Annotated in this window: 20 protein-coding genes; 11 read left to right on the top strand and 9 right to left on the bottom strand. The window is 65.2% G+C overall.

From position 1 onward, the window contains the following. The first annotated feature begins 75 nt into the window (after nt 1-75). From ABCS02_RS33175 to ABCS02_RS33145, 7 genes are all read left to right on the top strand, one after another. Nucleotides 76-2,298: a glycoside hydrolase family 36 protein gene (locus ABCS02_RS33175; protein WP_345839992.1), complete on the top strand. Its 2,223-nt coding sequence runs from the start codon at nt 76-78 to the stop codon at nt 2,296-2,298. Continuing rightward, nucleotides 2,291-3,427: a Gfo/Idh/MocA family oxidoreductase gene (locus ABCS02_RS33170; RefSeq protein WP_345839991.1), complete on the top strand. Its 1,137-nt coding sequence runs from the start codon at nt 2,291-2,293 to the stop codon at nt 3,425-3,427. The genes ABCS02_RS33175 and ABCS02_RS33170 overlap by 8 nt, the downstream gene beginning before the upstream one ends. Continuing rightward, nucleotides 3,424-4,233, top strand: coding sequence for a ThuA domain-containing protein (locus ABCS02_RS33165; protein WP_345839990.1), 810 nt, complete (start codon nt 3,424-3,426; stop codon nt 4,231-4,233). Before ABCS02_RS33170 ends, ABCS02_RS33165 begins: the two co-directional genes overlap by 4 nt. Before the next feature lie 168 nt (nt 4,234-4,401). Continuing rightward, nucleotides 4,402-5,298 (top strand): family 43 glycosylhydrolase, encoded by an 897-nt coding sequence (locus tag ABCS02_RS33160; protein WP_345839989.1) that lies wholly within the window; start codon nt 4,402-4,404, stop codon nt 5,296-5,298. Between the two features lie 55 nt (nt 5,299-5,353). Next, the gene (locus ABCS02_RS33155; protein ID WP_345839988.1) at nt 5,354-6,583 is read left to right on the top strand and encodes an extracellular solute-binding protein; all 1,230 of its coding nucleotides are present in this window, start codon (nt 5,354-5,356) and stop codon (nt 6,581-6,583) included. Between the two features lie 66 nt (nt 6,584-6,649). Next, nucleotides 6,650-7,606: a sugar ABC transporter permease gene (locus ABCS02_RS33150; protein ID WP_345839987.1), complete on the top strand. Its 957-nt coding sequence runs from the start codon at nt 6,650-6,652 to the stop codon at nt 7,604-7,606. Next, nucleotides 7,603-8,421 carry a carbohydrate ABC transporter permease gene (locus ABCS02_RS33145; RefSeq protein ID WP_345839986.1) on the top strand — a complete coding sequence of 273 codons (819 nt, stop codon included), beginning with the start codon at nt 7,603-7,605 and terminating at the stop codon, nt 8,419-8,421. The genes ABCS02_RS33150 and ABCS02_RS33145 overlap by 4 nt, the downstream gene beginning before the upstream one ends. An 11-nt stretch (nt 8,422-8,432) precedes the next feature. On the opposite strand, the gene ABCS02_RS33140 is transcribed toward ABCS02_RS33145, so the two are convergent. Continuing rightward, the gene (locus ABCS02_RS33140) at nt 8,433-9,458 is read right to left on the bottom strand and encodes a LacI family DNA-binding transcriptional regulator (protein ID WP_345839985.1); all 1,026 of its coding nucleotides are present in this window, start codon (nt 9,456-9,458) and stop codon (nt 8,433-8,435) included. Nucleotides 9,459-9,571: 113 nt separating this feature from the next. On the opposite strand from ABCS02_RS33140, the gene ABCS02_RS33135 reads away from it, so the two are divergent. From ABCS02_RS33135 to ABCS02_RS33125, 3 genes are all read left to right on the top strand, one after another. Continuing rightward, on the top strand, nt 9,572-10,519 hold the full coding sequence (locus ABCS02_RS33135) for a glycoside hydrolase (RefSeq protein WP_345839984.1): 948 nt from the start codon (nt 9,572-9,574) through the stop codon (nt 10,517-10,519). An 84-nt stretch (nt 10,520-10,603) separates the two neighbouring features. Then, complete coding sequence (locus ABCS02_RS33130) at nt 10,604-12,100, top strand: alpha-L-arabinofuranosidase C-terminal domain-containing protein (protein WP_345839983.1); 1,497 nt, start codon at nt 10,604-10,606, stop codon at nt 12,098-12,100. Between the two features lie 19 nt (nt 12,101-12,119). Beyond that, entirely contained in the window at nt 12,120-14,081 is a 1,962-nt protein-coding gene (locus tag ABCS02_RS33125) for a beta-galactosidase (protein WP_345839982.1), read from the top strand. On the opposite strand, the gene ABCS02_RS33120 is transcribed toward ABCS02_RS33125, so the two are convergent. From ABCS02_RS33120 to ABCS02_RS33085, 8 genes are all read right to left on the bottom strand, one after another. After that, the gene (locus ABCS02_RS33120) at nt 14,063-15,019 is read right to left on the bottom strand and encodes a glycoside hydrolase family 43 protein (RefSeq protein ID WP_345839981.1); all 957 of its coding nucleotides are present in this window, start codon (nt 15,017-15,019) and stop codon (nt 14,063-14,065) included. The genes ABCS02_RS33125 and ABCS02_RS33120 overlap by 19 nt on opposite strands. 294 nt (nt 15,020-15,313) lie before the next feature. Then, nucleotides 15,314-16,300 (bottom strand): LacI family DNA-binding transcriptional regulator, encoded by a 987-nt coding sequence (locus ABCS02_RS33115; RefSeq protein ID WP_345839980.1) that lies wholly within the window; start codon nt 16,298-16,300, stop codon nt 15,314-15,316. A gap of 175 nt (nt 16,301-16,475) precedes the next feature. Continuing rightward, the gene (locus ABCS02_RS33110; protein ID WP_345839979.1) at nt 16,476-18,977 is read right to left on the bottom strand and encodes a glycoside hydrolase family 2 protein; all 2,502 of its coding nucleotides are present in this window, start codon (nt 18,975-18,977) and stop codon (nt 16,476-16,478) included. Further along, entirely contained in the window at nt 18,974-19,828 is an 855-nt protein-coding gene (locus ABCS02_RS33105) for a carbohydrate ABC transporter permease (RefSeq protein ID WP_345839978.1), read from the bottom strand. The genes ABCS02_RS33110 and ABCS02_RS33105 overlap by 4 nt, the downstream gene beginning before the upstream one ends. Continuing rightward, a complete protein-coding gene (locus tag ABCS02_RS33100) occupies nt 19,825-20,769 on the bottom strand; it encodes a sugar ABC transporter permease (protein WP_345839977.1) in 945 nt (314 codons plus the stop codon). The genes ABCS02_RS33105 and ABCS02_RS33100 overlap by 4 nt, the downstream gene beginning before the upstream one ends. 63 nt (nt 20,770-20,832) lie before the next feature. Further along, nucleotides 20,833-22,119, bottom strand: a complete 1,287-nt coding sequence (locus ABCS02_RS33095) for a sugar ABC transporter substrate-binding protein (RefSeq protein ID WP_345839976.1) — start codon at nt 22,117-22,119, stop codon at nt 20,833-20,835. Nucleotides 22,120-22,177: 58 nt separating this feature from the next. Further along, nucleotides 22,178-24,052: a beta-L-arabinofuranosidase domain-containing protein gene (locus ABCS02_RS33090; protein ID WP_345839975.1), complete on the bottom strand. Its 1,875-nt coding sequence runs from the start codon at nt 24,050-24,052 to the stop codon at nt 22,178-22,180. A gap of 172 nt (nt 24,053-24,224) precedes the next feature. Further along, on the bottom strand, nt 24,225-25,229 hold the full coding sequence (locus tag ABCS02_RS33085; protein WP_345839974.1) for a LacI family DNA-binding transcriptional regulator: 1,005 nt from the start codon (nt 25,227-25,229) through the stop codon (nt 24,225-24,227). 582 nt (nt 25,230-25,811) lie between these two features. On the opposite strand from ABCS02_RS33085, the gene ABCS02_RS33080 reads away from it, so the two are divergent. Continuing rightward, nucleotides 25,812-26,001, top strand: a 190-nt coding sequence (locus tag ABCS02_RS33080; RefSeq protein ID WP_345839973.1) for a hypothetical protein, incomplete at its 3' end; no start/stop codon positions are given.

Raw genomic sequence — 26,001 nt, 5'->3', positions numbered from 1 at the left:
ATCGCCGACGGTCTTCCGACGTCCGAGGCCACCCGCCACGCCCCATTCGCCCCAATTCTCATGGAATCAGCACCTATGACCACGTCATCCGCCGACCTCACTTGGACCAACGCAGGCCTTGAACTCGACTTCTCCCTGCGCAGCGGCCCGGTGAAAATCATCGATATCCGCACCTCTGGAGCGAAGGACGACCGAACGGCCACCCTCGCTCGAGCACGCCAGCCGCTTGTCGAAATCGCGATTCCAGAGTTCGGCCATGGTGGCGACGAGTCCAAACTGATCGAGACGCCTATCGGAAAGCGTCTCACGTACGTCGAACATCGGATCGACCGCGACGAAACCCTCGATCGCCTCACGATCACCCAGCGTGATGACCTCACAGGCATCGTCGTCGACTCGGTTCTCGAGGTCGTGAAGGGGTCGCCGGCGGTACGCAGTACGAACGTCGTCAGCCTCGCAAGGGGCGCGCGACCGGTGCGGTTGCAGCACGTGGCCAGCTTCGCTACCGCCGCTGTGATCAGCGATGACCTTGCAAGTCTCGACATCTGGAGCGGCGCCAACTCCCCACGCGCAGAAGGCCGCTGGTCCCCTCGTCCCCTGCGGACGCCGGGCCTGAGGAACATCGATCCGCACGAACGGGGTGAGTTCTCCTGGTCCGGATGGCAGGTGTCTGGATTCGGCTCACGCTCGACCCTCAGCCACGCTCCAGCCGGCGCCCTGGTGAACCGTAAGAGCGGCACTACGTTGGCCTGGCAGGTGGAGCACAACGGAGGCTGGATGTGGGAGGTCGGCGAACTCGCCGACCGCGCCCGCGGCATCACCCCTCCCGACCGGCGTGTGCGCTCCCCGCACCCCGCGGGGGTCATGCAGGGCGATTCCAGCCACGATGGTGCGTACGTCATCGTCGCCGGACCCACCGAGAGCCGTCATTCGTGGTCAAAGGTGCTGCAGCAAGGGGACAGCTTCCGAACCGTTTCCGCAACCTTCACGATCGGTGCCTCGCTCGACGCGGCACTCGGCAATCTCGCCCGGCACCGCCGCGCCGCTCGCAGACGTCGTCCGCAGGACGGCACTCTGCCGGTGATCTTCAACGACTACATGAACACCCTCGTTGGCGACCCGACCGAGGACAAGCTGTTGCCGCTGATCGACGCCGCCGCAGCCGTCGGCGCCGACTACTTCTGCGTCGACGCCGGCTGGTACGACGATGACGACGGTTGGTGGAACGCCGTCGGCGACTGGGAAGCCTCGACCACGCGCTTCCCGTCAGGGCTCGCAAACGTTCTCTCGCATATCCGCCGCCGCGGCATGGTCCCGGGGCTCTGGATGGAGCCTGAAGTCATCGGGGTCGCCTCCAAAGCGGCCCAGGACCTACCGGACGACGCCTTCATCACGCGAGACGATGTTCGGGTCAACGTAAACGACCGCTACTTCCTGGACATGCGTAGCCCAGCAGCACTTGCGCACCTGGACGCCTCGGTCGATCGGATGATCGGCGAATACGGTGCGGCCTACTTCAAGTTCGATTACAACACCACACCGGGCACCGGGCTCGACCGCGACGCAGACTCCCTCGGCGACGGTCTCCTGCAGAACAACCGGGCTCTCCTCACCTGGATCCGCGGCGTTCTCGACCGCTACCCCGACCTCCTCATCGAGAGCTGCTCGGGCGGGGGTGGGCGTACTGACTTCGCCATGCTGGGTGAACTGCACATCGCGTCCACTTCAGACCAAGAGAATCCGTTGGCTTATCCGGCGGTCGCCGTGGGATCGCTCGCGCAAATCCTCCCGGAACAATCCGGCAACTGGGCGTATCCGCAGCCGGAGATGACCGATCAGGAGATCGCATTCGCGATGACCGTGGGACTCGCCGGACGACTTTACCTGGCGGGTGTCCTCAGCGCCATGAGCGAGCACCAGCTGAGCATCGTGCGGGCGGGAGTGCAGGCGCACAACGCCACGAAGCACTTCATCGCTACCGCGGTGCCGTTCTTCCCGCTGGGTTTCCCCGACTGGGACGACTCGTGGGTGGCGGTGGGGTTCCAAGGAGAGGGCGCATCGGCTGACGAGCAACTACTGATCGTCTGGGCACTCCCCGGGGCCGATCCAGAGGTCAAGATCCCGATTCGATGTTCCGGAGGTACGTCACCACAACTACAACGCGTGTACCCCTCGGAGGAGCTCGCCTCCGGCTGGAACGTCGATGCGACACCCGGTTCGCTGCACATCTCCCGTCCAGAAGGCCTCCCGACCGCAGCCATGTTCCGCATCATCTCTGAAGGAACGAAGCATGACTGAAAGACTGCGCGTCGTCATCGTCGGAGCAGGGGCGATGGGCCGCGAATGGGCGAGCCTGCTCAGCTCCAACCGCTCCGCGCGTCTGGTCGGGATCGTCGACCTCGACCACGACCTCGCACACCGGGTCTCGCAGGATCTCGCCACCGATGCCATGGTCGGAACCGACCTCACCGAAGTCGCTCGTCTGTCGGATGCTCAAGCTGTCATCAATGTCACTGTGCCGAACGCCCACCGCGCCGTCAATGAGCAGGCGCTTCGACTCGGACTCCCTGTCCTCTGCGAGAAGCCCCTCGCTCCCACGTTGTCCGCGGCGCTGCGCCAGGTCGCGCTCGCGGACGTCACGGGGCAACTCCTCATGGTGAGTCAGTCCCGCCGCTACTTCAACCACCTCACCGCGCTCCGCCAGGCAGTCGCTCACCTCGGCACGCTTACCGCCGTGACGACCGAGTTCTTCCATGAGGACCACGAGCCGGGATTCCGAGAGCAGATGGCGCACCCGCTGCTCGTGGACATGTCTATCCACCATTTCGACGCGTTCCGTTTCGTGACCGGCGACGAACCGATAAGTGTGCAGTGCACCACCTGGAACCCCGCCTGGAGCTGGTTCCAGGGCGACGCCTGCGCCACCGCGGACTTCGAGCTGGTGTCCGGCGCGCATTTCATCTACTCAGGCAGCCGATGCACGCCGGGACTCGGCACGTCCTGGAACGGCAGCTGGCGTGTGCAGAGCCAACGAGGGGCGGCAGCGTGGGACGGCGACGTGAGCCTCACGGTCGACTCGCCTGGCCTCGCCGTCGACGTGCCAGACGGCGATGAAGAGCTTGCCGGCTCTCTCGCCGAATTCGTGAACGCGATTCGCACGGGTGCGACACCTCAGAACGAGGTTCGAGAGAACGTTCTGAGCCTGGCGATGGTCGAGGCGGCGATCGCCTCCAGCGACGACGGTGGTCGTCGCGTGGTCATCGCGGACCTTCTCGATGCCGCCTACCGAAAGGCGCTTGACGAGGAGCCCGCTGAGGACGTGCTCGCGGCGCTACACAGCTGGGGGAGCGCACACTCAGGAATCTCGACGGGCCAGTGGGGATCCGTCGACGCAAACGAGATCACGGAAGAGAGAGAACGAGTATGAACGCAACCGCACCGATCCATGTCGTGGTCTGGGGTGAGAACCGGCACGAGAAGATCAACGCCGCGGTCCAGAAGATCTACCCCGACGGAATGCACGAGACCATCGCCGCCGGCGTCCGCTCGTTGCTGGGTGACAGCGCGACCGTTGCCACGCATGTGCTCGACGAACCTGAGCACGGTCTCTCGGAGGAGGTGCTCGCGTCCACGGATGTCCTGCTCTGGTGGGGCCACATCGCCCACGACGACGTCGACGACGTGGTCGTTGAACGCATCCATCGTCACGTCCTGGAGGGTATGGGCATCCTCGTCCTCCACTCGGGTCACCACTCCAAGATCTTCCGGCGCCTCATGGGCACAACCTGCAGCCTCCGGTGGCGCAACGACGGGGACCGCGAATTGGTCTGGACGGTCGCCCCGCGTCACCCCATCACGGACGGTATTCCGCAGCCGCTCATCGTTCCCGGCCAGGAGATGTACGGCGAGTTCTTCGACATCCCCGAGCCGGATGAGCTGGTTTTCATTAGCAGCTTCAGCGGCGGTGAAGTCTTCCGCAGCGGAGTGACCTACAGTCGCGGTTTCGGCCGGGTGTTCTACTTCAGTCCTGGAGACGAGGCCTACCCGGTTTACCACGATCGCGGCATCCAGAGAGTCTTGGCAAACGGGATCCGCTGGGCGCGACCCACCCTTCCGCGCGAGTCCTACCTGGTCACCCCGAACTACGCCCGCGAAGACTTCGATCGGCCGCGGCGTTGGAACGGCGCCGGCTTCGAGGACTGGACGACTGGGGAGCCGATCCCCGCTGAATGAGCAACAATCGGCTCAGAATCGGAGGGTGTATACCGCGAGCGGTGCACCCTCCGTTTCGTTTTCATCACGGAGGTTGCGAACGCCCTCTGGATATGTAACGATACAGGTCTAGTCGTCATGTAACGATACACATTCGACTGCAGGATCGATGAGGATTAAGGAGACACCGTGAACTGGTCACCGGCGAGTGCTGGCCCGTACTATGCGGATCCTTCGCTGGTCGCGTTCGGCGGCCGGTTCTATCTCTACCCGACGACCGACGGCAACGAGGGCTGGGACTCCGATGTCTTCCACGTTCTGAGTTCCGACGATCTGGCTTCCTGGGAGGACCACGGAGAGATCCTCCGCCTTGGACGTGACGTGCCGTGGGCGACGCGGAATGCATGGGCTCCGGCAGCCGCCGAGAAGAACGGGCTCTACTACTTCTACTTCACTGCCGACGACAACATCGGCGTAGCCGTGGCGTCGTCTCCGACCGGCCCGTTCATCGACTCCGGCGCACCGATCGTACCCAGCGACGCGCACCTCGGGCGCACGATCGACCCGGCCGTCTTCACCGATTTCGACGGCGCGGCCTACCTCATCTGGGGTAACACCGTCGCCCACTTCGCCCGACTCAACGATGACATGCTGTCGATCGATCCCGCCTCGGTCGTCGACTGGGAGCACCCGACATTCCGCGAGGCCGCGCACATCCATCGTCGCGGAGACACGTACTACCTGACCTGGTCCGAGAACGATACGCGCGATCCGTCGTATCGAGTCAGGTGGGCGACGTCGGATGCGCCGACCGGCCCGTGGCAGGAACGGGGCGTACTGCTCGAGCAGGCACCCGAGCGGGGAATCCTCGCAACCGGACATCACTCCATCCTTCGCGTTCCAGGCACCGACGACTGGGTCATCGCCTACCACCGCTTCGCCGTGCCCGACGGTGACGGATTCCATCGCGAGCTCGTCATCGACCCGCTCATCCATCTCCCCGGCGGCGCCCTAGCCCCGGTGGACCCGCGCGCGGAACCCATCCGCTTGACGCGATCAGCAATACCCGAAACCCTCGACACCTAAGAGAAAGAAGAAAGCAATGTCGCTTCGCCTTGCACCCGTTTCGCGGCGTCGAGCCGTGAAACGCACTATCGTCGCGGTGGCAGCCGTCGCGACGGCAGCTGCAGCCCTGACCGGTTGCTCCTCCGGCAGCTCCGGCGACGGATCGAAGACCGTCACATTCCTCTCGTGGGACAACGAGCAGACGATGAAGCCGGTGTTCGCCGAGTTCGAGAAGGAGAACCCCGGGTATACCGTCAAGGCGTCCTACGCGCCGCCGGTCCCGCAGTACATCCAGAAGCTTCAGACGCAACTCGGCTCGGGTACCGCCCCAGACGTGTTCATCATCACCGCCGAGAACAAGACTCAGATCATGAACGGCGGCTTCGCCAAAGACCTGAGCGGTGAGTCCTGGATCTCGAACATCGCCCAGAAGGCCAAGGACACCTACACCAAGGACGGCAAGGTCTACGGTGCCGCCACCGCCTCCTGGGGCGGCGGGATCCTGGTGAACAAGGACCTCCTGGCCAAAGTCGGCTATTCGGAGGCGCCGAAGACCTGGGACGACTTCCTCGCCCTCTGCAAGAAGCTGAAGGATGCGGGCATCACGCCGTTCTATGAGGCCGGCGACGGAATCCCGGTTTCGCTCGACGCGCTTCTCGGACTACAGAACGAGTCCATGGGCGGCAAGATGGACGCCGATATCTGGTCCGGTAAGACGACCTTCGAGAAGACCTGGACCCCGGCGCTGAAGACCTGGTACCAGCTGTTCGACACCGGCCTGCAGGCTCGCACGGTCGCTGGCCTCACCGGCGATCAGGTCGCGCAGCAGTTCGAGCAGGGACAGGTCGCAATGATCGGAACCGGCTCCTGGGCCCTCGGCGGCATCCAGGCAGCAGCCCCGAACCTCAAGCTGGAATACCTCGCGATCCCGGGCGCTGACGGGAAGAGCTTCTGGGCGGGCGCCGTGTCTCCTGGCTACGCGATCAACGCCAAAGCGAAGGACTCGGCCGCTGCTGAGAAATTCGTGCAGTTCCTCCAGAGCAAGAAGGGTGTGGAGGTCTACCAGAAGCAGACCCAGTCGATCACGACGACGGCCGACTTCACTCCCACGCTCGATCCGTCGCTGACCTCGATGGTCAAGGCAGTCCGCGCCGGCGACTTCTACCTGCCGCAGGTGAGCTGGCCCGATCACAGCGATGTGATGAACAGTGAGGCTGTCGCGCTCCTGCAGCAGGCGATCACGGGCAAGATCACCCCCGAGCAGGTCGCGACGGGGATGGATCAGAAACTGCAGTCCACGAAGTGAGTCTCCCGGAGGGAGCGGACGAATGGTCCGCTCCCTCCGGCGAAACCGCAACAGAAAGCAACAGCTATGGCAAACGCCACGACAGTCGAACGACCGACGACCGCCGAGCGGGTACGGACCCTCAGCAGGACACGTGCGAGATTCCGCCGGAGCCGTGAAGGCTTCGCTGCCTACTGGTTCATCGTCCCGATCATCATCGTGTTTGTGGTGCTCTACCTGATCCCGATGGTGCAGTCGCTGTACTACAGCTTCACGGACTACAACGGCTACGTCAGCACCCCGACGTTCATCGGCTTCAAGAACTATGTGAGCATCTGGTCGGACTCGTCGATGCTCTCCGCACTCGGATTCACGCTGACCTACGCAGTGCTGACGACGCTCTTCGTCACCGTCTTCGCGATCCCGCTGGCGCTCGTGCTCAACCGGAAGTTCTTCGGACGGGGCTTCGTGCGCTCGATCTTCTTCTTCCCGGCCGTGCCAAGTGTTGCAATCCTCGGTCTGGTCTGGACGTTCATCCTCAGCCCGCTCGGCTCCGGCGTCATCAACTCGGTCATCGGCCACCTCGGTGTGGCGCCGATCCCGTGGCTGTCCGACGAGACGCTCGCGCAGTTCAGCGTCATCCTGGTGGCGGTCTGGGCGCAGACCGGGTGGCATGCGATCCTGTACTTGGCGTACCTCCAGTCGTTGCCGGCTGACATCTTCGAGTCGGCGAAGATCGACGGCGCGAATCGGTGGCAGGAGTTCCGGATGCTGACGCTGCCGCTGCTGATGCCGGCGGTGTCGGTGAGCACGCTCTTGCTGCTGACCGGTGGCTTGAAGGTCTACGACCTACCGTTCACGCTGACCAAGGGCGGTCCGGGGTTCGCCACCAGGACCTTGACGCAGTCGATCATCGAGAACGGAATCGCTCAATCGGACATCGGCAAGGCGTCCGCGCTGAGTGTTCTCTTCCTTCTTGCCGTCGGGTTGATCATCGTCGCTCAGATGGCAGTGTCCCGCAGACTCGAGGAGCGTTACTCATGAAGCACAGCAGGGGCCTCCTGGTCAGTGCGGTGATGATCCCCATCGCCTGCATCATCGCCGTGCCGTTCTACTACATTCTCGTCAACACGCTGAAGACGCAGCAGGAGACGGCGACGAACCCGCTCGCGCTCCCCAGCAGCCTCAACTTCGAGAACTACATCCACGTGTTCCAGACGACTCCGATCGTGCAGAGCTTCTTCAACACGCTCTATGTGACGGTCATCTCGATCGCCTTGATGCTGCTGATTGGATCGATGGCCGCGTTCGGTGTGCTGATCGGCAAGGGCAAGTTCGCCACGGTCATCGGCGTCATCCTGGTCATCGCGTTCCTGGTGCCCGGCCAAGCGACCCTGATCCCGCTTTATCACATGCTCTCGGGGCTTCAACTGGTCGATTCGCTGAACGGTCTGATCGTGATGTACTCGTGTGGAGCGATCTTCTGTTACTTCCTGATCATTGGATATATGCGGAGTCTTCCGGTCGAGCTCTTCGAAGCTGCGCGGATCGACGGTGCCGGTGCTTTTCGGATCTACTGGTCTGTTGCGCTGCCGCTGATCCGACCCATCCTGGTCACTGTCGGCGTCTTTCAGACGATGTGGGTGTGGAACGACTTCATCACGCCGAACGTGTTCATCAACTCGCCCGAGAAGCAGACTCTCGTGCTGCAGGTGTACACGGCGGTGGGGCAGTTTACGACCGACTGGCCGGCCTTCATGACGTTGAGCGTGATCGTCCTGATCCCGATGGTGGTCTTCTTCATCGTCGCGCAGCGCCAGATCGTCAGCGGGTTGGTCAGCGGCAGCGTCAAAGGCTGATGCGGGGCGCCTCAGCTCTCGCCGTGCGCGTTGTGGTCGGTTGCTGTCGATTCACGGGCCATCACTTCGAACGGGCTCACGAACTCCACGGGGTCCCCGGTCTCGCCGTCGATCCGCGCAACCAGGAGGTCGACGGCTTTGCCGGCCATGACGTGGTGCGAGGGATTCACGCTCGAGAGGGATGGCGTCAGGAAGCGGCTGCTCTCGACATCGTCGAACCCGATGACCTTGACATCATGCGGCACGGACAATCCACTGTCGGCGAGGCCGCGGAGAGCGCCCAAAGCCACGTAGTCCGTGACGCAGAAGATCGCGTCGAACTGCAATCCACGCTGCACGGCTGCCCGGATGGCGTCCGACGCGCTTTCGGGAGAGAAGTCCTCCAGGGTGAGTGTCAGTTCCGGGTCGGCAGGCAGGTTGTTCTCTGCAAGCGCTCGAAGGTAGCCGGCGTGGCGAAGGGAAGAGACGTCGGTGTGGTCGGTCAGAACCCCGTGCAGAGCCACGATCCGCCGGCAGCCCCGCTCGATCAGATGACTGACGGCTGCGTGAGCCCCTTCGACGTTCGACATGGCGACGTGGTCGACGGGCCCCTGGAAGATCCGCTCGCCCAGAATGACCACCGGGAAGTCGACGCGGAGCTGATCCACGTCGGACTCCTCGAGCCCGACCGCACTGAGGATCAGGCCGTCGTACATGCGCAGCCTGGAGAGCGTCAGGGCGCCGAGTTCGTTCTCACGGGAGCGCCCGGTCTGCTCGATCACAACGTGCAGGTCGTAACGAAGCCCGTGCTCGATGACGGCTGCAGCGAGCTGGCCGAAGTACGGGCGATCGACCTCGGGCACCGCCAATCCGATCGTGTGCGTCCGACCCGTCCGAAGATTCCGGGCCGCGACGTTCACACGGTAGTCCAGATCCTCGATCGTCTTGAGAACCCGAGCCCGGGTCGTCTCCTTGACGTGCGGACGGCTGTTCAGGACGTTGGAAACGGTCATCGGAGATACTCCTGCGGCCTTCGCGATATCGCGGATCGTCACCACCGGCAGCCTCCTTCTCGTAGCCGAATGCGCTTTGCACTCCGACGCGTATATAACGTTACATCCCCAATGGCCGCCTCGTCCTCCGCGGCCGCCGCCGAAAGGAAACGTGCAGCATGAGTGCACCGATCTTCCGTGACCCCGTCTACGACGGGGCGACAGATCCCACCGTGATCCGCAACCAGACAACGGGCGAGTGGTGGATGTTCTACACGCAGCGCAGGACCACGGACCCGGATACGAGTGTGCGCTGGGTCCATGGGACGGCTATCGGGATCGCCGTGTCGTCCGACAACGGGTCCTCCTGGACTTATCGGGGAACCGCCCGAGGCCTGGAGAGCGGTGCGACGCTCTGGGCGCCGGAAGTCATCGCCGTCGGCGGTCATTATCGAATGTATGCGACCGTGGTCGACGGCGTTCCGGATTCATGGGTGGGTGCAGACGCGCACATCGTCGAGTACCGCAGTGACGACCTCATCGACTGGCGCCGTATCCGCCAGCTCGATCTGGGATCGGACCGAGTGATCGATGCGGCCGTTGCGAGATGCGCGGATGGGCGGTGGAGGCTCTGGTACAAGAACGAGTCGGACGGATCAAGCACCTGGTCGGCGTCGAGCACCGACCTGGAGACGTGGGTGGTCGAAGGGGTCGCGCTACCCGCTGAGCCGCCCCATGAGGGGCCCAATGTGTTCGAGCTCGGAGGATGGTTTTGGCTCGTCGTGGACGAGTGGCGAGGGCTTGGAGTGTTCCGTTCGAGCGATGGAATCGACTGGCGGCGGCAGGAGTCCGATCACGGACTCCTCTTGGACTCGCCCGGTGCGCATCCCGAGGATCGAGCCATTGGACATCACGCGGACGCGGTGGTCGTCGGGGAGGGGGATGAGAGCAGCTGGGCGGTCCTCTTCTACTTCACTCACCCGCGCGGCGATGATCTGGACGCCGCGGTCGTCGAGACGCGAAGAAGTCCCGTGCACATTGCACAACTGTCTGTCGTGGACGGTCGGCTCGTCGCGAATCGGGACATTTCCCTTCACGAACCGTTGTTGTGGGCCCCATTTGCGTGAGCGCTCACGGAACCCATAGACTCCATCAAGTCCTGCGGTCGATCCGGCCGGCCGGGATACTCCTCAGATACCAGGAAGTGGTCAATGAAGTTCGCCTCCCTCGTCCTCGATCGGGCATTCTCGGTCGCACCGATTCGTCGTGAGCTCTTCGGGGGCTTCCTCGAACAGGCGGGCCGCGGAATCTACGGCGGTGTCTATGAGCCGTCGCATCCGCTCGCCGACGCAAGCGGATTCCGTACCGACGTCCTCGAGTTGCTTCGAGAGCTGGGAATCACTTCGGTGCGCTACCCCGGAGGCAACTTCGTGAGCGGATACCGATGGGAGGACACCGTCGGGCCCAAGAGCGAGCGTCCCCGTACCATCGACCTCGCCTGGCGTTCCATCGACACGAACGAGTTCGGCCTGGACGAGTTCATCGCCTGGACCCGAGTACTCGGAGTCGAGCCCAGGCTGGCGATGAACCTCGGCACGCGAGGAGTCGCGGAGGCCTTGGACCTGCTCGAATACTGCAACTTCCCGGCGGGATCGAAGCAGTCGGAGCTGCGCCGATCGCATGGGGCGGCCGAACCCTACGCCGTCCGCACCTGGTATCTCGGAAACGAGATGGACGGACCCTGGCAGGTCGGACACAAGACCGCCGCCGAGTACGCGCGACTCGCGGTAGAGACGGCGCGGGCCATGCGCCAGCTCGATGCGAACCTCGACCTCGTCGCCTGCGGCAGTTCGAGCTTCGACATGCCGTGGTTCGGTGAGTGGGAACGAGTCGTCCTCGAAGAGGCGTACGACGTCGTGGATTCGATTTCGGCCCATCAGTACTACTTCGAGGCCGACGGAGACCGGACGAGCTTTCTGGCCTCCGGGGATCACCTGGACCGTTACCTCAAAGCCCTCATCGCAACGGCTGACCACGTGCAGGCGACGGGTCGCCACAAGCGACGGATGTCGATCTCGCTCGACGAGTGGAACGTCTGGTATCAGGGAAGGCCGTTGGCGGCCGGCGAGGAACAGGACTGGGTTCCCGGTGCTCCGCGACTGGAGGACCACTACACCGTGGCAGATGGCGTGGTCGTCGGCTCGATGCTCATTACCATCCTGCAGAATTCCGACCGTGTCCACGCTGCGAACCTGGCGCAGCTCGTGAATGTCATCGGTCCGATCATGACCGAGAACCACGGCGCCGCCTGGAAGCAGACCACGTTCCACCCGTTCGCGTTGACCGCGAAAGCAACAGGCGTCGTCCTCGGCGTCGCCTTGACGTCACCGAAGCACGAAACGCTCGTACACGGCGAAGTCGCCACGGTAGACGCGACCGCCACCTGGGACGACCAGACCAGGTCGGGCAAGATCTTCGTCGTGAACCGCTCGGTCGACGAATCAGTACGTCTCACCGTCGACGCGCGCGATATCGCGATGTCGCAGGCCTCGGCCGTCTACATCGGCGGACAGAACCTGGGAGGGATCGCCGCATCCACAACGGCCGACGAGTTCCAGCCCCGCCGGAATGCGGACCTGATCCTTGAGGCCGGCTCGCTGCAAGTCGTGCTACCGCCGGCATCGTGGACCGCGATCGACTTCGCCTGAGCTCGAAAGACTGGGAGACATGAACCGGATCTGGTACGGCGGCGATTACAACCCCGAGCAGTGGCCGCGCGACGTCTGGGATGAGGACGTGGAACTCATGCGTCGGGCTGGTGTCACTGTCATCACGCTCGGCGTCTTCTCGTGGGCCAAGCTCGAGCCCGAAGACGGGCGCTTCGACTTCGGCTGGCTCGATGACATCATTGACCGCTTGCACTCAGCCGGAATCCGCGTCGATCTGGCGACGGCGACCGCGTCCCCGCCGGCCTGGTTGGCGCTCAAACACCCCGAGACACTGCCGGTCACCGCCGACGGAGTGCGTCTCGGCACGGGCAGCAGGCAGCAGTACTCGCCGTCCTCTCGCACCTACAAGCGGTATGCAGGCCGGCTCGTGCGCGCGCTCGCCGAGCGATACGGCAGTCACCCCGCACTCGAGGCGTGGCACGTGAACAACGAACTCGCCTGTCACACACGACACGATTACTCCGATGAGAGCGCCGCAGAGTTCCGGAACTGGCTTCAACGCCGCTACGGCGATATCGAAACTCTCAATCAGGCGTGGGGAACCGCCTTCTGGTCGCAGAACTACTCGAGCTTCGCCGAGGTCATGCCTCCCCGCGCGATGCCCACGTTCCCGAATCCGACCCAGCGCCTCGACTTCGATCGATTCACCTCGGATGCCTGGCTGGGGGTGTACCGCGCCGAGGTCGCCATCCTCCGTGAGATCACGCCGGACGTGCCGATCACGACGAACTTCATGGGCTTCTTCATCGGCGCGGACTACTGGTCGTGGGCCGACGAACTCGACTTCATCTCCGACGATCACTACGCCGACCCTGCGGACCCCGCTGCAGCCGCCTACGCCGCGATGACCAGAGACCTGATGCGCTCATTGGGCAGGGGCAGACCGTGGATCCTGATGGAGCAGGCGACCAGCGCCGTGAACTGGCGTACTCGGAACGCCGCCATACCTGCAGGATGGCACCGGGCCCTCAGCTTGCAGGCGGTCGCCCGCGGCGCGGACGGAATCATGCAGTTCCAATGGCGTCAGTCACGCGCCGGCGCCGAGAAGTTCCACTCTGCAATGGTTCCGCACGCCGGAACAGATACCCGGATCTTCCGGGAGACCGTCAAGCTCGGTCAGGAACTGGCCGGGTTGGCCGACCTTGTCGAGGCGCGCGTCGATGCCCGAGTGGCCATCCTCTTCGACTGGGACTCGTGGTGGGCGCACGAGCAGGATGCCTCCCCGGCACGGACGAACTACGTCGCTGAAGTCTTCCGCTGGTACCGGGAGCTGTGGGACTACGGTGTGCTCACCGATTTCGTGCGGGCCGGCGAGCCTTTGGATGACTACGACGTCGTCATCGCCCCGGCAGTGCTCGTCCTCAGCGAGGAGAGCCGCGCGGTGTTGGCGGAGTTCGTGCACACCGGAGGCCACTTGCTCGCCACCTACCTGACAGGTGTCCTCGACGAGAATCTCCACGCCGTACTCGGGGGGTATCCAGGGCCGGCGCTCCGTGACATCCTCGGCGTTTGGATCGAAGAGTTCGCGCCGCCGGCTGCGCCCTCGATGTCTCTGGGCGACGTCCCCAACCTGGAGATCGATGGGCTCGCTGCCGGGGTGGCAACCGGGTGGGGAGAGGTCGTCCGCCTCGACGGCGCCGAGGTCCGGTCTTGGTTCCGAGGCGGAATCCTCGACGGCCTTCCGGCGATCACTCGACACGCTGCCGGGTCTGGTATCGCCTGGTACGCCGCAACTGCGCCCGCTAACGCAGCAGCACTCATGCGCGAACTTCTAGACGGAGCGTCAATCCCGTTCGAAAGCGACTTGCCCATCGGTGTCGAGTGGGTCACTCGCGGCGAACGCACGTTCGTGATCAACCACACGGACGAGTGGAAATGGGTGGATGGCGTTCACCTCGAGCCGTTCGGGGCGTCGGTCAGCCAGCCGCCGGTTCGCTGCTCTCATTCAGACGAGAGATAACGTGCCGCGAGGGTATCCCATTCTCCCTCACGTAGTGGTACGACCACTCCATGCTTCGAGTTCGCGGGCAGCCGGAACTCGTCCGCGGGGATAGCTGTCCAGTCACCGCTGTCGAGCTCGGTCGCCCACAACGCCAGATACCCCTGGGGTAGCGCTGAGAACTGATCGACCCATAGATACCAGCGGTCTGCGCGGTCGTCATGGAAGATCAGCGGTGCCTCGACCGACGAATACAGTTCGTCAGCGATCCGCTCTGCAACCGTGACGAAGTCGTCGGCGAAGAAATCTGATCCGACTTGCTGAAAGAGCTTCTTCGTGTCATCACCCTTGAGGAACCGGTGCAGCTTGCCTGCATGTTCGACTGCCGTCATGTCGATCACGCCATGTCCAGGTCCGAGGTCGACAAGCGTCTCCGCGGGCGAGAAGGCGCGGAAGTCTCTGGTGCGAGCGACCAGGATGCGGCTGTGCTGCTCGTGGACGCGGTCGGGATCTTCAGAGCCGTAGAGCGACGACGACCAAAAGACGAGGTATTCGCCCGTCTCTTCGTCGTACAGCGCCTCGGGGGCCCAAGCCATCCCGGCGTTCTCCGGGGCAACTTCGACAAGCCATGGATCGGACCAGTCGACAAGATCGGTCGAGCGCCAGACCACGAGGGATCGGCTCCCGTGCCTGGTCCATTCCGCCCAACCGCGTTCGTCCCCGCCGTAGACGCGGAGGTCGGTGGCGATGATGAAGCTCTCTCCATCACCACGGACAAAGTAGGGGTCGCGGACGCCAGTCGTTCCCAGCATCGAGGTCAGAATCGGACGGCCCGCGTTCGCTCGCGTCCACACGAGGGGATCGAGCCTGTCGCTAAGTGAGAAGTAGATCTGCTCGCCGTAGCCCTCGGGATCTTCGACGAAATGTACTAGCAGGTAACCGGAGCGGTCTTCTGTCATAGCTCACCCTTCCGCGCCGTGAGCGCTCACGAAACACTACCTCGACGACTGCGACGAAGACAACTTGCGCTCCAAGAGTTCAACTCGAACGTCGTGTGGTCGCGACCGGATGGATCCCCAGGCGCTCGATCTGCGACCGGTCGTCGCCCGATCTACGTCGATCAGTCCGCGGACCGGATCGTTGCCCTGGACTCGGACCTCAAGGTAGAGGACGTCTCATAACGAGCATTGCGGGGGAGCGGGCCGTGTGTGATATGCCTGCCAGCCAGTTCGACCATCCACATCGGAGCCAAACTAAGCCGAGGCGCGCCAGACTGGCACGGGCACGATCGTGCGGCGTTCAATTGCCGCGGCCGAGTCCGCGACCGAGAGCTCCACGATCTCGGCGATCCGCTCGGACGTCTGCGGTCCGACCAGCCCAAGGCTGGACAACGGCGGGTTGGTGATTTCGCCCAACGACAACCCGTCAATTCCGACGATCCGAACGTCATCCGGAACTCGGATGCCCTGTTCGCCGGCTCGTGCGAGGGCGCCCATCGCCATCAAGTCGCTGAACGCAATGACAGTGTCGGTCTCGGGAAACGCCCTAAGAAGTGCGTCCAATCCCTGAGCACCCGCAGCCATCGAGTTGGGGCCGGCCTCCTGCACGACGACAGCCCGAGCGGATTCGGAACCGACGTGTTTCTCGAACGCCCGGCGGCGCGTAGATGGCGTGTACACCCGCCCCAGATTCTGACTCTCGATCATGCCGAACTTCCGCGATCCACGCCCGCGCAGCTGTATAACCAGTGATTCCATCCCGTGGTCGAAGTCGAGACGCAACGAATGCACGCCCCTCGTATCCGACGCGCGGTCCATGAGAATGACCGGCGTGCCCTTGGCCGCCCGCGCGATGTCCTCCGTCGGGTCGGAGAGATACCCCACGATCACGTCTACGTCGTTAGCCAGGCGACCGACAAGCTCCAAATCTGGTGTGCCCTCGTGGGACGAGACCGCGACCTGCCAATTCCGTGTGGTGGCGAGGTCGAGGAAATCAGCGATAAGTTCGCCATAGAAGGGGTTCCGGAAGGACTCAACCACGAAGCCAATGGCGGTCGATCTGCTGTTGCGTGCGAGGTTGCTGGCGAACCGGCTCGGCTTGTAGCCGAGGCGCTCACTGGCCTCCAACACACGTGCGCGCGTCGCCTCGCTGATGTCGGTCTTGTTGTTCCACGCTCGCGAAATAGTTTGCCGGGAGACCCCGAGCTCCGCGGCGATCTCGTCGATGGTGATCTTCGGCATCGCGTGCTGCGTTCCTTCCGACGCTTCAGGCACCAGCCGGAGCGTTCTCGCACGGAGTCTAGCGCTTGCGGTCTCTCCCACTTGACCACTCGATGAAGCCCTTCGCGCGGTAGTCATCTTGATGCGTGTATTGATGCAGGAGCAGTAGAGGCGGTAAATCGCGAACGCTATGAGGTCAGCATTGCACGAGTTGGTTCGCCGTCCTTAGTACTCGCGGGTCAGCGAACAAAGCTCGATCGATCCCTACTGCGCCGGAGACGGAGAATTGGATGCGCTCGCCGGGAAGGAGTGTGATCATGGCGTCGTCGGTAACAGCGGCAGGGTCCAGTTTGTCCACGAGCAACATGATGTCGCGGGCGAGGTGCTTTGCTTGGACGCTCACTGTCCAGCCGTCGGTCGTCGGCGAGGCGTCGACGGACAGGATCGGGTCGACCAGATCGGAGTCGCGGTAGTCGGTGAAGAACCAGTGAGCGATCTCTTGGTCGAAGCGGATGACGAGCAACTCGGATTCAGGCGTGCGCGGGGTGGCGAGTTGGGGGTCGAGGTGAAGGCTCGCCGAGGAGCGCGGCGATACGGTGATGTTCCGGTGGGATCGAGCGAGCAATTGGCCGTCGTAGCGCCGCCGTTCGATCTCGACGGTGCCGCTCCACTCGTCTGCTGTGTCGTTGACGAGCGCGGCGACGAGACCGCCGTCGCTCGGCTGCACGGTCAGCAGCCGTTCCCGATGGGCGTGGCGGAGAGCGTAGAGCAGCGGCTTGCGTCTGCCGTAGCCGTCGACGGCTGCCCACGACGTGACCGGCCAGCAGTCGTTCAGCTGCCAGACGATTGAGCCGGTGCAGTGCGGTGTGAGCGAGCGGAACCACTCGATCGCTGTCCGTACCGCGACCGCCTGGTTGAGCGACATCGCCCAGTGCCAGTCCTCCATTTCGTCGGGCAGCGGGAAGTGCGCGACCAGGCCGTCGGTGAGTTTGTCGTTGCCCTTGATCGCCTTCTGATGTAGGAGCATGCCCGGCGATTCCGGAGTCAGGGGGTCGTCCGAAACGGATGCCGTGAGGGTGGACCAGGTGGGCGGCGCCTGCCAGCCGAACTCGGCGACGAACCGGGGGCGGTGGTCGCGGTAGTGCAGGTAGTCCTTCTCGTTCCAGAGGTCCCAGAGGTGGGAGGTGGCAGTGGCCGGGTCGTTCTGCGGCGAGTCCGGGTCGGGACTGAATGGGCTGGCCGGCGTGTAGGCGACGTGCGGCGCGAGCTCGGCGACGAGTTGGGGGAGCAGGTCGTAGTAATACCCGGCGCCCCAGGTGCGGCCGGCGAGGCGGGGCCGCCAGTTCCAGTCCTGGTTGCCCCAGGCGTTCTCGTTGTTGCCGTTGAGGATGACGAGCGACGGATGTGTCGCCAGGCGGACGATGTTGTCCCGGGCCTCGGCCTCCACCTCCGACCACAGCGGCTCCTCCTCGGCGTAGGCGGCGCACGCGAAGAGGAAGTCCTGCCAGGTGAGGAGGCCCCGCTCATCGCACTCGGCGAAGAAGTCGTCCGATTCGAAGATCCCGCCGCCCCAGACCCGGATCAGGTTGATGCCGGCGAACTCCGCCTGATCGAGACGCCGCGCATACCGCTCGCGGTCGACCCGGTGCGGGAACGCGTCGTCGGGGATCCAGTTGGCGCCGCGGATCAGCACGGGTTCGCCGTTGACCTCGACGCGGAACGCCGTGCCGGCGTCGTCCGGCTCCGTGACGGCCTCCACTGTGCGGAAGCCAACGCGGTGCGACCGCTCGTCGAGCACCACGCCGCGGTCGATCACCGCGATGCGCAGGTCGTGCAGAGAGGGCTCGCCGTGGCCCACCGGGTACCAGAGCGCCGCGTCGGGCGCGCGCAGGACGACCCGGGCGGTGTCGCGACCGGCGCCGAACGCCTGGCGGTGGACCAGCGCACCGAGGCTCAGCTCCAGCTCCAGGTCGCGCCCATCTGCACGGTCAACATCGATTTCTGCGATGAGCGTCGGCACGCCGTCGACCACCTCCGGCACGATCCGTGCAGAGGCGATACGCGCGTCCGTCCAGGTCTCGAGTCGCACCGGGCGCCAGATGCCGGATGTCGCGGTGTCGATGCCCCAGTCCCAGCCGAAGCTGCATGCCATCTTGCGCAGGGCGTTGTACGGGTGGTGGTTGGTGTGCGGCCGGGAGCCGAGTTCGAGGCTCGCGGCGTCGGCCGCCTTCAGTGGTGAGGTGAAGCGGACCTCGAGCTCGTTCGCGCCTTCCCGCAGCCGATCCGTCACGTCGATGCGGTAGGTGCGGTGCATGTTACGGGTCGACGCGATCACGACGCCGTCGAGCAGCACCTCGGCCACAGTGTCGAGGCCTTCGAAGACCAGTTCCTGCCGCGTGGAGGCGTCGGGCACCCAGTCGATGTCGAGCCGGTAGGTCCAGTCGGTCAGCCCGATCCAGCCTTGCGTGCGCTCGTTCTGGTCGAGGTAGGGGTCGGGGATGAGCCCGGCGGCGAGGAGGTCGGTGTGGACCGAGCCGGGCACCGTCGCGGCGATTGGACCGGCCGATCGCACCGCCTCGGGTACGTCTCCGGCGGCCGGTCGCACGGTCCAGCCGGTAGTCAGGGCGAGGTTGGTGACGGGTGCGGGCTGCCGCGGCCCGCTGAAGATCGGGACTCCGGGTGTGAGCGTTGAGGTCACTTGAGCGCTCCTCCGAGCAGCCCGGCTACGTAGTAGCGCTGCAGGATCAGGTAGACGATCACGCAGGGGATCACGGTGACCATCACGCCGGTCTGCATGAGGCCGAAGTTGACGCCGAACTGGCTGTCGGTCGACAGGATGCCGATGCTGACCGGCAGCGTGTAGAGGTGCTGGTCGGTGATCAGGATGAGCGAGGCGAAGAAGTCGTTCCAGGCGGCGAAGAACGTGAGCAGGGCGGTGGAGACCACGCCAGGTGCGGCGACGGGGAGCATGACGCGCCACATTGCGCCGAGCGGCGAGGCGCCGTCGAGCTGCGCGGCCTCCTCCAGCGAGGAAGGCACCGCCGCGAACGAGTTGCGCATCAGGAAGATGCCGAGTGGCAGGTTGAAGGTGGCCAGCACCAGGGCGACGCCCAGGAGGTTGTTCTGCAGGCCGATGTCGCGCAGCACGATGTACAGCGGCGTGATGACGGCCTGGAACGGCACCATGAAGGTGACCAGGATCACGAAGAACGCAACCTTGCTGCCGCGGAATGGGAGCTTGGCGAAGGCGTACCCCGCGAGCGTGCTCACGACGACGGTCACCGCCGTTGCAGTCAGCGAGACGATCAGCGAGTTGCCGAGGCTCTGTACGACACTCAGCCCGCGGCTGGCGTCCGTGATCTTGGCCAGGTTCGCCGGGGACACCTGCGAGAGCATGACGCCGATCGGGTAGAGGAACAGCACGGCCAGGCACAGCGAGACCACCCACCAGGCGGCTCTCGGGAGGATGCGCGGGCCGCGTCGACGCCTCTCGGTGTTGCGCGTCGCGGGCTCGACGGTGGCGGGTGCGGGGGCGAGCGTCGTGGTCATGAGTTGTCCGAGTTCCGAAGCAGGAGCATCTGCCCGGCGCTGACGAGGCCGAGCACGATCATAAGGAGGATGGAGAGGGCGGAGGCGTAGCCGACCCGGAACTGCACGAATCCGGCGCGGTAGATCTCGTACACCGCGGTCAGGGTCGAGCCGGAGGGGCCGCCGACGGTCATGATGTAGAACTGGTCGAACGCGAGCAGCGAGCCGGCGACCGAGAACACCAGGACGAGCGCGAGAGTGGGACGCAGGAGCGGGACGGTGATGTGCCAGAACGTCTGCCACCCGCTCGCGCCGTCGATGCGCGCGGCCTCGTTCACCTCCTCCGGGATCGCCTGCATGCCCGAGAGCACCAGGAGCATCTGCAGCCCGACCACCTTCCAGGTCACCATGCCGAGCACGATGACGAAGGCGGAGCCGAACTCGGCGAAGAAGTTGGTCTTCGGGTCGACGAGGCCGAGGTTGCCGAGGAGCGTCGTGGTGGGGCCGATGTCGGACTGCCACATGAATTGCCAGATGTAGCTGCCGGCGGCGAGGCCGATGACCACCGGCAGGAAGTAGACGGTCTGGAAGACCCGCGCAGCTCGGGTCCGCCTTCGCACCAGGAACGCCAGCCCGAAAGCGAGCGCGATCAGGATCGGTGTGATGACGATGGTGTAGAGGAAGGTGAAGCCGACGGCGTGCAGGAACTGGTCGTCCTGGAACGCCTCGATGTAGTTGCCGAAGCCGATGAAGTGCGGTGTGCCGAGCAAGGGCCAGTTGTTGAGCGACATGTAGATCGTGCGCAGGAACGGCCAGATGAAGAACACCCCGAGCAGGATGAACGCGGGAACGCTGAGCGCGAAGCCGAAGAGCGCGCGGCGGCGTCCGAGGCGGTTCCCGGTCCGCGGCGGATTCGTGGAGGTTCGCGGCGGCGTCGATGCCGTCTGCTGAAGTGTGGTCATGGTGGATGCTCCCGGATGCGAGGAGCGGGCGGGGCGGACGGTGAGCCCGCCCCGCCCGCCGGGTCAGTTGCCGTTCTTGTCGAGGATCGCCTGGGCGGCCTTCTGCGCCTTGGCCTGGGCGTCTTTGACGGATCCCGACCCGAAGACGGCGTCCTGGATCATGGTCGACCAGACGCCGTTCGAGTCGTTGATGAGCTCGTTCTCGACGACGCTGTAGGGCACGTGGCCCTTGGCGAGGGCCTGGGCGAAGACCTGGTTGCGCGGGTCCTTGCCGGTGTAGATGCTGTCGAGCAGGTCGAGCCGGATCGGCATGACGCCGTTGTCGGCCATGATCGTCTGGGCGCTCTTGTCGGTGACCCACTTGAGGAACGTCCACGCGCCCTCTGGGTTCTTCGAGCCCGACGGGATGGCGATGTCGTCGCCGCCGGCGAACGACGCGCTCTGCCCGTTGCTCGCACCCGGGATCAGGGCGACGCCCCAGTCGAACTTGGCTCCGGCGGTCGGGTCGGTCAGTGCGGACAGGTAGAAGTCGCCCCAGTTGAAGATGCCGACTTTTCCCTGCTTGAACGCGTCGCCGGCGTTGGAGCCGCTGTCGGTCTTGACCAGCTGCGGCATCGCGTTCATGCTCCACAGGTCGCGGTACATCGACAGCGTGTTCGTCACCTCCGCGCTGTCGAACTGTGCCTTCTTGCCGTTCGCTGACAGGAGGTTGCCCTTCTGCGCCCAGATGTACGGACCCATCGAGAAGATGTTGCAGCCTCCGCAGGCGCCCGAGAACGCGAAGCCGTAGGTGCCGTTGCCGATCGAGGCGATCTTCTCGGCGTCGGCCTGCACCTCCGCCATCGTCGCCGGCGGCTTCTCGGGGTCGAGGCCGGCCTGCTTGAAGAGGTTCTTGTTGTAGTACATGACCGAGACGTCGCCGGTGAACGGCAGCGCGTAGGTTTTGCCCTGGTACTGGCCCTGCGATACGTGCGCGGGGCTCATGTCGTTCTTCCAGGGCAGGGTCTTGACCTTGTCGCTGATGTCGGTGAGGGCTCCCACCGACGCGAAGTAGGGCGCGTAGACGAGGTCCATCGACGCGACGTCGGGGGCGTTGCCGCCGGCGGCCGCCGTGCCGAACTTCTGCACGTAGTCGGCGGAGGGGACGATCGTGACCTTGACTTGCTGGTCGGTGTGCGACTTGTTGAAGTCGGCCGCCAGCTTGGTGATCAGGGTGGACTCGGAGTCGCGGACCCAGACGCTGATGGTCTTGGAACCGCTCCCGGAGTTGCCCGCGGAACAGCCGGACAGTGCCACCGCGCCGGCTGCGAGCGCAGCCACCGCGATGAGGGACGTGGTGCGACGCCTCATTGCGTTTCCTCTCTCATTGGTGGGGGTGCCGAACAGGTCGGCGTGCCGCCTGCGACGCTCAGCTCGTGGGCATCCAGACGCGCATTGCTCCCTGGGACCGGTTGGCCCAGCGGAAGTAGGGGATGACGGTGATCGGGCCGAGGTCGGTGCTGGGGTCGCTGTCTGCAGGCTCGGCGTAAAGCTCGGCGGTGGCGGAGCGGCGGTGCGCTCCGTCGATGCGGAGGAGGGGCGCGCCGAGCTCGGCGTCCCAGCCGGCCTCCACGAACGTGGGCGCTGCGGGGATGACGACGTCCTCCACCGCGACGCCGCTGGCGAGGTCGGCGGTCTCGAGCGCGTAGAAGACCGGCCCGCGGCGGACGGCGAGGGAGCCGCGCACCGCGTCAACCCACGGGTGCGCGGTCTGTGCAACGGCCTCGATCGGGAGGTCGAGCTCGATGACGGAGGCTCCTGGCGCGACCGTCGCGTAGCCGGGTGCGACTCGCGTGCTCTCGCCGCTGTCGACGGTGAGCCGGGCGCCGCTGGCCCAGGCGGGGACGCGCAGCTCGATGGCGGTCGGCGACGGTCGCGACAGCTCGATGCGGATGGCGCCCGCCCACGGGTACGCGGTACGGACCGTGGCGCGCAGATCGTCGCCGAGGTCGTACTCGCCGTCGGCGTAGAGCTGGAACTGCACGGCGTCGTCGGATCGGGTCACCAGGTAGCCGCCGATGCTCGACAGCAGGCGGGCGAGGTTCGGAGGGCAACACGCGCAGTCGTACCAGTCGAGGCGCGCCGACGGTGCATCCTCCTCGTGGGTATGGCCGGTGCGCAGTTGAAGCGGGTTGGAATAGAAGAAGGAGCGTCCGTCGATGGCGGTGGAGACGGCGATCGCGTTGTAGAGGCCGCGCTCTATCTCGTCGGCGTAGCGGGAGTCGCCGTTCAGGAGCAGCATGCGCCAGTTCCAGTGCAGGTTTGCGATCGCGGCGCAGGTCTCCGAGTAGGCGCGGTCGGCGGGCAGCTCATAGGGGTCGCCGAATGCCTCGCCGCGGTGCCGGGAGCCGACGCCCCCCGTGATGTAGAGCTTGTGCTCGTGCTCGCTGCGCCAGAGGGCGTCGAGCGACTCGGCGTATCCGGAGTCGGCGTCGTCGAGCTGGAGGTCGGCGACGCCGGCGAGCAGGTAGAGCTGGCGCACGGCATGGCCCGTCACCTCGCGGGCGGCGCGGACAGGGACGAGATCCTGGTAGTACGCGCCGCCGAACTGGCCTTCGCCGATCGAGCGGTAGCCGCGCAGTTCCACCATGCGGCGTGCGAGCTCGCGGTGGCGGGGGTCGCCCGTGAAGCGGGAAAGCTCCACCAGCGCCGTCTCGATCTCCGGGTGGCCGTCGATGTCGTCCCGTGCGCCCACGCCGAAGGTGTCGTGCGCGAGCTCGACGTAGCGGAGGGCGATGTCGAGAAGGTCCGTGCGGTCGGCGTGCGCCCAGGCGATGGCGGCCTGCACGAGGTGTCCGAGGCAGTAGAGCTCGTGGCCCTGCGGCAGGTCCGTGAGGCGCTCGCCGGCGCGCGGGCCCTGGAAGTAAGTGTTGACGTACCCGTCGGCCTCCTGGACGGCGCCGATGAGCCGGACGGCCTCGTCCACAAACGGCTCGAACTCGGCGATGTCGCCGCGCACGGCCTCCCAGCCGATGGCCTCCAGCGTCTTGAACAGGTCGGAGTCTGCGAAGAGAGGCCCGCGGAATGGAGCGTCGCTCTCGCCGGCCAGGCGACGGAAGTTGTCGAGGACCCCGGTCGACTCCAACCGCTCGATGCAGTGCGGGATGGTCGCTTCGCGGTTGAGTCGCTGCCAGTCGCCGAGCAGGTCGTCGCCGAGCGAGACGGCGCGGAGGTCGAGCGGGCGGCGGGCGGATCGAGCGGCGGGGACTGCCGGTGCGGCGATCGTGTTGGTCGTGCTTTCCACGAATATCTCTCCTCATCGAGTGGGTAGTACACCGGTGAACTAGAGGAATAGTACACCGGTGTACTACGCGCTTGTCAAGCGCTTCTCGAACGCGGGGGAAGCAGGCGTCGGGCGCGTTGAGGCGCGTTGAGGCCTTGGAGCGTCGCGGCTCGTCACGACGCCGCCGAACGGTTCAGGCGGAGGCGCGCTGCACGAGCCGGTGGTCGGCCATCAGCAGGGTCGTTCCCGAGCGGGCCTCCCGCTCGCTGAGGCGCTGCGCCAGTAGCTCGACGGCCTTCTGCGCCATCCACTCGCGACCCGACTCGATGGTCGTCAGGGCCGGGCTGGCGAACCTGCCCTCCTCCACGTTGTCGAATCCGATCACCGACACGTCGTCGGGCACGGCGACACCGTGCTTCTGCAACTCGCTCATCGCGCCGAGCGCGAGCGCGTCGTTGTAACCGAACACCGCGTCGAACGCGACGCCCTCGTCGATCAGCGCGCGCACACCCTCCGCACCGCCGGTGCGCGTCCACGGGACAGGCCCGACGAACAGCCGCGGATCCGGCTCGACGCCGGCCTCCCGCAGAGCGTCCAGGTAGCCGCGATGGCGCCGGGCGGCCGCAGTCGGTTCGGGGGAATCCTCCATGCCGAGGGCGACAATGCGCCGCCGGCCCGCGCGCAGCAGGTGCGCCGTCGCGTCGTGAGCGCCGGCTTCGTTGGGGACGGCGATGAAGTCGAAGCGACCCTCGTGCACGCGATCGCCGATGAGGATGAGAGGGATGTCGGTGGTGGCCTCGTCAATGTCGCCCGGCTCGAGCGCGATCGTCTCGAAGATGAGGCCATCGACGCTGCGTCCGCCGGTGCCGTTCAGCACGGCGAGCTCATGCTCGCGGTCGCCGTCGGTGACCTCGACGAGCACGTTGAGGTTGCGCTTCTGCGCGGCCGTGACGACCGCCTGCGACAGCTCGGCGAAGTACGGATGAGCGAGCTCGGGCACTGCGAGGCCGATGGTCCCGGTGCGACCCGAGCTGAGATTCCTTGCGGAGATGTTGACCTTGTAGTTGAGCTCCTCGATCGCGGCCTCGATGCGCTGGCGGGTCTCGTCGCGCATGTAGGGGTAGCCGTTGAAGAAGTTCGAGACGGTTTTCTTCGACACCCCGGCGATGCGGGCCACATCGGCCATTGTCGCTGCCATCCCGCACCCCCTCGAAGAACGATCATATGAGGCGGGTGCGACAAGGTGGCGTTCGCGCGTAGAGAGTCTGAAGGCTGAGCGCACCACTGGTCTGGAAATCACCCAGCTGGCTACGTCGGACGTGCCTCCAAATGCGTCCCAGAACGTGACCGGGCGCTGCGAGCGGCTGGCCATCGTTGCGAGACGTCGTTAGCCTCCCGGCGCTGGTTGCGTCGACGAGACCGCTTTGACGTTATTTGATCTGATCGTCGAGTTCAGGGGTTCTACGGGCACGAAGGGGACTCCCAATCTCATACCAGACCAGCGGGTCGCGGTCGTCGGAGATCGGCAGGACCGACCCGGTGCGTCAGCACGAACTTTGGTGGAGCCGCCGTTGGCGGCGCTGTCCTTGCCGGTTTGTGTGTCTTTCCGCCGCCCGATCGTAGCTCGTTCCCGGTGCTTCGTGCCGGGCTTTCGCGGCATATCCTCGCTCGCTGCGCTCGCTGCGGTATTCCACGGTCCCGGCACTGCGCCCCTCCCACTCGCCATCGATCTCTCCGCCGGAAAGGCAACAAAAACTGTTGACGCAGGGGAGTGATCAGGATGCGGGTATTCATCATCGACACCAGAAACATGGGCCCGGAACTGCAGGGCGGACTCATCGGGGTGGTCGGCTCGCCCAACCCGACAGCAGAGGAGAAGAGGGAGTGCGTGGAAATGGTGAGCCGGTACGCGGTTGACGGGTGGGCGATCGCGGCGGACCCGCTAACTCCGATCGGGCAGCTCGCGGCGC

This window comes from Microbacterium sp. X-17 (genome assembly GCF_039615055.1).
Note: the sequence above shows the minus strand (reverse complement) of the source record. Positions and strands in the feature narration are given on the sequence as shown.